Source organism: Niallia sp. Sow4_A1, from assembly GCF_052116745.1.
Lineage (GTDB): Bacteria > Bacillota > Bacilli > Bacillales > Cytobacillaceae > Niallia > Niallia hominis.
Map to the genome: position 1 here is coordinate 25,150 of NZ_JBQKKM010000053.1, position 7,517 is coordinate 32,666.

The 7,517-nt window shown below is 35.6% G+C and carries 5 protein-coding genes and 1 riboswitch; of the genes, 3 read left to right on the forward strand and 2 right to left on the reverse strand.

The genetic code is table 11. The features are described from left to right. Nucleotides 1-9: 9 nt before the first annotated feature. Complete coding sequence (locus ACTQ5K_RS21480; protein ID WP_235252257.1) at nucleotides 10-2,247, reverse strand: ribonucleoside-diphosphate reductase subunit alpha; 2,238 nt, start codon at nucleotides 2,245-2,247, stop codon at nucleotides 10-12. Nucleotides 2,248-2,479: 232 nt separating this feature from the next. Beyond that, nucleotides 2,480-2,663, reverse strand: a riboswitch (cobalamin riboswitch). A 223-nt stretch (nucleotides 2,664-2,886) separates the two neighbouring features. After that, nucleotides 2,887-3,237 (reverse strand): hypothetical protein, encoded by a 351-nt coding sequence (locus tag ACTQ5K_RS21485; protein WP_031536754.1) that lies wholly within the window; start codon nucleotides 3,235-3,237, stop codon nucleotides 2,887-2,889. Nucleotides 3,238-3,518: 281 nt separating this feature from the next. On the opposite strand from ACTQ5K_RS21485, the gene ACTQ5K_RS21490 reads away from it, so the two are divergent. From ACTQ5K_RS21490 to ACTQ5K_RS21500, 3 genes are all read left to right on the forward strand, one after another. After that, nucleotides 3,519-4,271, forward strand: a complete 753-nt coding sequence (locus ACTQ5K_RS21490; protein ID WP_031536755.1) for a DeoR/GlpR family DNA-binding transcription regulator — start codon at nucleotides 3,519-3,521, stop codon at nucleotides 4,269-4,271. After that, nucleotides 4,268-5,176 (forward strand): 1-phosphofructokinase, encoded by a 909-nt coding sequence (pfkB, locus tag ACTQ5K_RS21495; RefSeq protein ID WP_031536756.1) that lies wholly within the window; start codon nucleotides 4,268-4,270, stop codon nucleotides 5,174-5,176. The genes ACTQ5K_RS21490 and pfkB overlap by 4 nt, the downstream gene beginning before the upstream one ends. Nucleotides 5,177-5,242: 66 nt before the next feature. Continuing rightward, entirely contained in the window at nucleotides 5,243-7,120 is a 1,878-nt protein-coding gene (locus tag ACTQ5K_RS21500) for a PTS fructose transporter subunit IIABC (protein WP_031536757.1), read from the forward strand. Nucleotides 7,121-7,517: the final 397 nt, after the last annotated feature.

The window sequence follows — 7,517 nt, forward strand, 5'->3', positions numbered from 1 at the left end:
ATACAGTAATCAGCTAGAGCAAGAATCGCAATCTTCTACTTCAGAGGAAGTAGATCTTAAATAATAGGTTGTTTTTAAACCGTTTTTCCAAGCTGCTACATGTAAATCTAGTAACTCTTTTGCTTTAATCGTATTTTGGACATATAGATTAAAAGATATTGCTTGATCAATATGTTTTTGACGTTTAGCTGTTTGTTTAATACTCCAATGTTGATCAATCAAATAGGCAGATTTATAAAACCATGTTGTATCCTTATTTAGATCTGGTGCTGTAACAGGAATTTTATAATCTTTTTTCTCTTCTGAATATTGTTTTTTGAATATTGGATCAATGCTTGGCGTGCTTCCAGCGATTAAAGCAGTGGATGCGTTTGGTGCTACAGCTAATAAATAGCCATTGCGTAATCCGCTATCGTGGACAGTTCTTTTTAATGCTCCCCAATCGTATTTACTTTCTACTGCATCATAACCTCTTTTTGTAAAATAAGCTCCAGTTTCCCAATCGGAACCTTGAAAAACAGGATACACACCTTTTTCCTTTGCTAATTCTGCGCTTGCGGAAATAGTTAAATAGCTAATTTTTTCATATAAATCGTCTGCATAGGATACAGCTTCATCTGATTCCCATTTAATTTGCTTTAATGCAAGTAAGTGATGCCATCCAAAGGTTCCAAGACCAATAGCACGATATTTTTGATTTGTAAACTGTCCTTGGATAACAGGAATAGTATTTAAATCAATGACGTTATCAAGCATTCGTACTTGAATGGGAATTAATCGTTCTAGAACATCAGCGGTAACAGATTTTGCTAGATTTATAGAAGAAAGATTGCAGACTACAAAATCTCCTGGGGTTTTTTCAATAATAATTCTGCCATCTTCATATTTTTGCTCTGTTACTATTGTAGGACTTTGATTTTGAACAATTTCTGTGCAAAGATTTGTACAATAAACCATACCTAAATGGCTATTTGGATTTTTGCGATTTACTTCATCTCGATAAAACATAAAGGGAGTACCAGTTTCTAATTGACTTCTTAATATACTTTTCATAATATTAATTGCTGGAACAATTTCCTTTGATAAATCAGGATGGTTTACACATTCTTCATATTTTGCCCGGAATGAACCTTTTCCCATTTCTTCATCAAAGAAATCCTCCAAATTATATCCCATTACTGTTCTTACTTCATGAGGGTCAAATAAATACCAATCTTCCCGTTTCTCTACTTTTTCCATAAATAAATCAGGGATGCAGATTCCTGTGAATAGGTCATGTGTGCGATATCGCTCATCGCCATTATTTAGTTTACTATCTAGGAAGGAAAAGATATCTTTGTGCCAAACATCTAAATAGACGCTTATAGCACCTTTGCGTTGCCCGAGCTGGTCGACACTGACAGCTGTATTGTTTAGCTGCTTCATCCATGGGATAACACCAGATGATGCACCTCTAAATCCTTTTATAGCACTACCGCGACTTCTTATTTTTCCGAGATAAACACCAATTCCTCCACCGTTTTTTGATAGATTTGCAATATCTGTATTGCTATCATAGATAGATTGTAAAGAGTCATCAATTGTATCGATAAAGCAGCTTGACAATTGACCCCAGTTTTTCCCAGCATTAGATAGAGTAGGAGTAGCTACGGTCATATAAAGATTGCTTAGTGCCCAGTAAGCTTCTTTTACCAGTGTTAATCGGCTCTTTTTTGGTTCATTTTTCATTAAGTGCATACTAATAATCATAAAACGCTCTTGTGGTAATTCGAAAACTTGTTTTTGATGATCACGAGCTAGATAGCGATCAGAGAGCATCCGAAGTCCGATATACGTAAATAAATAATCGTTTTTCTGTTGAATAACTGATTCAAGCTCTGTGATATCCTCTTTTGTATATGTATCAAGGATAGAAGGATGATAGATTCCTTTTTTGGTTAAAGTATCAATTAAATGGTAAAAATTTTCGTATGCATTTTGGTTGGTAGAATGACGGTTTTCCTTTCCTTGTCTATATAGGTCATTTAATAGTAAGCGAGCAGCAACATAAGTCCAATCTGGGGAATTTTCATCCATATAGCTTAATGCTTCCAGAATAAGTTGATGAATAAATTCTTCTTCCTTTATTTCATGCTTATTCTCTACATATTGTTTTGCTCGAGTTTTAAGCGGTTGGAAATCTAAATGGTGATAGTCTTTTTCTAGTTCATCAAAAAGGAAAAGTGTATCATTTTCTATTGTTTTCATAGTAAACCCCCTAGTAATTAATTTTAGAAGCTACTTTCTACATTTTTTGTTGCTTTGGGAATATGCGAGAAATGCATAGATATCTATTTATTTCTCCACAACAGGGTAGAAAAAGCCAATAAAAAAAGCCACTCAACTTGTTGAGTGGATCAAACGATGGCATAAAGCTATCCCAAAAGTGTGTATGGGGTTAAGTTTATACCATCGTTTCATCATCTCAAAGTCCCGGAGTAATGAAACACAAGTGTTTGGCAGGTCTCCTGGCTAGTGAATTATCCTACACTAAGACCTTCCCGAGAAGAATATTCTCAGTGGTTTTCTTAGTTCGTATCACATACAGTTGCGGGTACAGCTTCGGCTTCGCACCGAATTCCCTATTAAGTCCTTATAAGGACACCAAAACTTGTGGCATATTAAATTTTTTCGTAACTATTCTATGAAACGAATTTGTCATTCTCTACGACAAATGTAAATGTCTTTCAAAAAAAAGTCGCTTCTTAAGAAGCGAAAAAGAGACATTGGATATTGAGAGTTGTTATATTAACTATATATAGTAAGATTTTGTTGATTATCAACTATATATTGATTTGATAGTATCATACAATCCATCTTTACGCAATTACTTTCTATTAAAATAATTTAGGTTAGGAGAAGTACGAGATAAAATAATAGGATAAAAGCCGCTCCGAAAATTATAAAATATTTAGACCATACATGTGGAAGTTTTTTTCGTTGTATTCCTTTATTAAAACTGATAAGGGAAAGGCCATTTTTATAAATAACAAAATAAATTAACGCAAATCCGATGTATTGTAAGATAAATAATCCAGTAAGGGACTGTTTGTTCTCCAAGAAATGAACATTAGGATAAGAATAGCCAGTAATAAGCTTTATGATCATATCATTAACCGTTCCAAATAGTGCAAATAAGAGTACGGCTGAAAATAGAATTTTAACCAATTCTAAATAGAAGTAGGGGATTTTTTTCATACTTTCATTCCTTTTCATTTATTAATATTAATTTAGTACCAGAACAAAGGATACCATAAACATTTAATAATTGTTAATTAAATATGCTAGATTCGGGTAATATACAGGTAATTATACTGTGATTTCCTGAATGAAAATTCTGATTATACTAAAAACGTTCACAAAACGTCAAAAATATGATAATATTTGATTGTTTTTGAAAGAAAATGCTTGAAATGCGAAATCGTTTACATTATGATGTTGTTAGAGGAAAGACAACCCGAAGAGGGAGTGTGATAATCTTGTTAACACCTGAAAGGCATGAATTAATTGTACAATTGCTTAAACAGCATAGTGTTGTGAAAATACAAGAGTTAATAGATATTACTAATACATCTGAATCAACAATTAGACGAGATTTAACACAATTAGAGCAAGAAGGTTTTTTAAAAAGAGTACATGGTGGCGCTGCAAGGCTTCAAGGAAAAATAAAAGAGCCTAGCATGAGTGAAAAAGCGTTCAAAAACGTTCAAGAGAAGAAAATGATCGCAGCTTTTGCAGCAAATCTCGTAGAGGATGGCGATAGCATTTATTTGGATGCAGGATCGACCATTACAGAAATGCTACCATTTTTAAAAAATCGCGATATTGTAGTTGTGACAAACGGTCTTATGCATTTGTCCAGCTTACTAGAAGCTCGCATTCAAACCTTCCTAACGGGAGGGTATGTAAAAGAAAAGACAAATGCATTAGTGGGTCGTGGTGCCATACTTAGTCTTGATCATTACCGTTTTGATAAATGCTTCATGGGTGTTAATGGTATTCATCCTGAATATGGGTATACTACACCTGACCAAGAGGAAGCCATGGTGAAAAGCAAGGCTTTATCATTATCCAGAGAAGCATTCTTTCTCGCAGATGACAGTAAGTTTTCAGAAGTCTATTTTTCTAAAATAGCGAATTTGCATGAGGCTTCTATTATTACAAACTCCCTTGATGATGAAGTAAACGATTTATATTCAAGGAAAACTAGTATAAAGGTTGTGAAAGAATGATTTATACCCTAACCTTAAATCCTTCTGTCGATTATATTATCGAAGTTAAAGAAGTGCATTTAGGAGAGCTTAATCGATTAGAAAAAACAAGTAAATTTGCAGGTGGAAAAGGGATTAATGTTTCCAAAGTATTAAAAAGAATGGGCGTGCAAAGTAAAGCGTTAGGTTTTGTTGGCGGTTTTACGGGTAGTTTCATTGAAACGCAATTACTTGCCGAAAAGATTGACACTGATTTTGTGAAAGTCGAAGAAGATACACGTATCAATGTGAAATTAAAAGCAGATACGGAAACAGAATTAAATGCAAGTGGACCAACAATCTCTGCAGAAAAATTCCAAGCGTTAAAGGATAAGATTGCTTCTTTAACTTCAGAAGATTTACTCGTATTAGCAGGAAGCGTTCCATCAACCTTACCGAAAACAACTTATGAGGAGCTTGTGAAAATTTGTCATGAAAACAATGTTTCATTTGTTGTCGATGCAGAAGGGGAGCTACTAAAAGCAGTCTTGCCGTATCATCCATTTTTAATAAAGCCTAATCATCATGAGCTAGGTGATTTGTTTGGAACAACGATTACGAATGCGCAAGAAGCAATCCCATATGGAAAAAAATTAGTAGAAATGGGTGCACAAAATGTAATTGTTTCCTTAGCGGGCGAAGGAGCTATATTAATTAGCCAACATGAAGAACTAATTAGTACAGTACCAAAAGGAGAAGTGCAAAGCTCTGTTGGTGCAGGAGATAGTATGGTAGCAGGATTTCTTGCTAAATATGTAGAGACACAGGATATGAAAGAATCCTTCCGCTATAGCATTGCTTCAGGAAGTGCTACAGCATTTTCGATAGGATTATGTACAAAGGAGAAGGTAGAGAGTCTCCTTCCACAAGTCCAACTACAAGCATAAAACGGAATTCATTTAACAAAATAGTAAGGTTGAAATAGAAAATTAATGAAAAAGGAGCGTTATGGGATGAAAATTACCGAATTATTAACGCAAGAAACTATCCTTTTAAATATTGAAGGAAATGGAAAGATTGATGCAATCAATCAACTAGTCGATATTCTTTATTCAGCAGGAAAGTTAATAGATAAAGAAACGTATAAAGAGGCTATTTTAAAAAGGGAAGAGCAAAGTACAACAGGTATTGGGGAAGGGATTGCCATTCCTCATGCAAAAACAAGTGCAGTAAAATCTCCTGCTATTGCATTTGGTCGATCTACTAGTGGGGTTGATTATGAGTCACTAGATGGGCAGCCTGCCAATCTATTCTTTATGATTGCAGCACCAGACGGGGCAAATAATACACATTTGGAGGCATTATCAAGACTATCAACTTTATTGCTAAAAGAAGAAGTTCGTTCGAAGCTGTTAAATGCTGCTTCTAAACAGGATGTTCTTGCAGTTATTGATAGCTATGATGTCGAGGAAGAATCACAAGAGGAAAATATAGCAGATAAAAAGAATTTCATAGTTGCAGTAACTGCTTGTCCTACTGGTATTGCTCATACTTATATGGCAGCCGATTCATTAAAAGCGAAAGCTGCTGAAATGGGTGTAGACATTAAGGTTGAAACAAATGGATCTGGCGGAGCGAAAAACGTTCTGACAGCAGAAGAAATTGAAAATGCAACAGCCGTAATTGTGGCGGCAGATACAAAAGTACAAATGGAGCGTTTTAATGGAAAACATGTGCTTGAAACCCCTGTTGCAGATGGTATCCGTAAACCAGAAGAATTAATTAATCGAGCTTTGAAAAAGCAAGCTCCAGTTTATCAAGGTGGTTCTGGTAGCTCTAGCGAAGGAAAAGAGGAAGGAAAAAAAGGGATTGGAGGCCAAATTTATAAACATCTAATGAGTGGTGTATCAAATATGTTACCATTCGTTGTTGGAGGCGGGATTCTAATCGCTATATCTTTTATGTTCGGTTATAACTCAGCTGATCCAAATGATCCAAGCTATAATGCGTTTGCAGCGGTTATTAAGTACATTGGTGGCGATAATGCTTTTGCCTTATTAGTACCAGTTCTTGCAGGGTTTATTGCAATGAGTATTGCTGATCGCCCAGGCTTTGCACCAGGTATGGTTGCCGGCTTTATGGCAGCACAAGGTGGTGCCGGATTCCTTGGTGGCTTAATCGGTGGTTTCTTAGCTGGTTATATAGTAATTGGTCTGAAAAAATTATTAGAAGTTCTTCCAAGATCATTAGAAGGTATAAAAACGATTTTACTCTATCCATTATTAGGAATTTTCTTTACCGGTCTTATCATGAATTACGTTATCATGGAGCCAGTTTCAGCAATCAATACAGGGATGACTAACTGGTTATCAAATCTTGGTACAGGAAATGCTGTTCTCCTTGGAATTATATTAGGTGCAATGATGGCTATAGATATGGGAGGGCCAATCAATAAATCAGCATATGTCTTTGGTACAGGTCTTATTGCTAATGGTGTTTTTGAACCAATGGCTGCAATCATGGCTGGAGGTATGGTTCCTCCACTTGCAATTGCGTTAGCAACTGTTTTATTTAAAAAGAAATTTACGAAACAAGAAAAAGATGCAGGCTTAACAAACTTTATTATGGGATTATCGTTCATTACAGAAGGTGCCATTCCATTTGCTGCAGCAGATCCATTGCGTGTTATTCCATCTGTAGCAATTGGAGCAGCAGTAACAGGCGGGCTATCCATGCTATTTAATATTGGACTAAGAGCACCACATGGCGGTATTTTTGTTGTTGGATTGGTTGATGGAAATCCGATGTTATACCTACTAGCAATTGTAATCGGTGCTGTTGTATCTGCGTTATTGTTAGGATTATTAAAGAAACCCGTAGAACAAAAATAGATGGAATGAACTATTAGATAGAGAGATCATCCACTTATTAAGCAAGTTGAGACTATACACATTACTGAATGCAGTGTGTATAGTCTCATTTTTGTATGTTTTTATAAGAGGTTGGGACAAATCTAAATAACTAATCTTTAAAGACGAACAATCTCTAATTTAGCTCTTAAATAAAGCTACTTTTTCATATCTGTTATTTATGGTTTTAAATATATTCAAGTGTAAAAACTAAGTCGTTCCATTGCGCCACAGACGGTCGCTTTCCGCGGGGAGGAATGCTCCTCGCTGCGAGGCCACTGAAAAAGTGAATTACCTGGTGAATCGGTAGTTACCAAACCATTCTAACTTAGTGTAGGCTTTTGTTTTCCGAGGCTTACCGCACGACTCACCGGGGCGA